This window comes from Ochrovirga pacifica (genome assembly GCF_000220525.1).
GTDB lineage: Bacteria > Bacteroidota > Bacteroidia > Flavobacteriales > Flavobacteriaceae > Ochrovirga > Ochrovirga pacifica.
This window is the reverse complement of the sequence record NZ_AFPK01000076.1, coordinates 1-1,473: the sequence shown is the minus strand read 5'-3', so window position 1 is coordinate 1,473 and position 1,473 is coordinate 1. Positions and strand designations below refer to the sequence as shown.

Annotated in this window: 1 tRNA gene and 1 rRNA gene; both read left to right on the top strand. The window is 48.6% G+C overall.

What is annotated here, in order from left to right:
* Positions 1–1,316, top strand: a 16S ribosomal RNA gene (locus FS85_RS0114800); the annotation flags it as partial.
* A gap of 79 nt (positions 1,317–1,395) precedes the next feature.
* Positions 1,396–1,469, top strand: a tRNA-Ile gene (locus FS85_RS0114795).
* The last annotated feature ends 4 nt before the right edge of the window (positions 1,470–1,473 follow it).

The window sequence follows — 1,473 nt, the reverse complement described above, 5'->3', positions numbered from 1 at the left end:
CATTAAAGATTTATTGGTTTAAGATGGCTATGCGTCTTATTAGCTAGTTGGTAAGGTAACGGCTTACCAAGGCTACGATAAGTAGGGGTCCTGAGAGGGAGATCCCCCACACTGGTACTGAGACACGGACCAGACTCCTACGGGAGGCAGCAGTGAGGAATATTGGTCAATGGAGGCAACTCTGAACCAGCCATGCCGCGTGAAGGATGACTGCCCTATGGGTTGTAAACTTCTTTTATAGAGGAAGAAACCTCATTACGAGTAATGAGCTGACGGTACTCTACGAATAAGCACCGGCTAACTCCGTGCCAGCAGCCGCGGTAATACGGAGGGTGCAAGCGTTATCCGGAATCATTGGGTTTAAAGGGTTCGTAGGCGGGTCAATCAGTCAGAGGTGAAATCCTGCAGCTTAACTGTAGCATTGCCTTTGATACTGTTGGTCTTGAGTTATATGGAAGTAGATAGAATATGTAGTGTAGCGGTGAAATGCATAGATATTACATAGAATACCGATTGCGAAGGCAGTCTACTACGTATATACTGACGCTGATGAACGAAAGCGTGGGGAGCGAACGGGATTAGATACCCCGGTAGTCCACGCCGTAAACGTTGGACACTAGTTGTTGGATTTTTTTCAGTGACTAAGCGAAAGTGATAAGTGTCCCACCTGGGGAGTACGGTCGCAAGATTGAAACTCAAAGGAATTGACGGGGGCCCGCACAAGCGGTGGAGCATGTGGTTTAATTCGATGATACGCGAGGAACCTTACCAGGGCTTAAATGTAGGTTGCATTAGGTAGAGATACTTATTTCTTCGGACTACTTACAAGGTGCTGCATGGTTGTCGTCAGCTCGTGCCGTGAGGTGTCAGGTTAAGTCCTATAACGAGCGCAACCCCTATCGTTAGTTGCAAACAGGTTAAGCTGTGGACTCTAGCGAGACTGCCGGTGCAAACCGCGAGGAAGGTGGGGATGACGTCAAATCATCACGGCCCTTACGTCCTGGGCTACACACGTGCTACAATGGTAATGACAGCGAGCAGCCACCTGGCGACAGGGCGCTAATCTATAAACATTATCACAGTTCGGATTGGAGTCTGCAACTCGACTCCATGAAGCTGGAATCGCTAGTAATCGCATATCAGCCATGATGCGGTGAATACGTTCCCGGGCCTTGTACACACCGCCCGTCAAGCCATGGAAGCTGGGAGTGCCTGAAGTCGGTCACCGCAAGGAGCCGCCTAGGGTAAAACTGGTAACTAGGGCTAAGTCGTAACAAGGTAGCCGTACCGGAAGGTGCGGCTGGAACACCTCCTTTCTAGAGAAAAGATGTTCAAGAGTTAGATTTACTTTTTAATTGCTGTTAATTTTTAATGCTATAGAATACAATCACATAGAGTCTCGTAGCTCAGCTGGTTAGAGCGCTACACTGATAATGTAGAGGTCGGCAGTTCGAGTCTGCCCGAGACTACAAG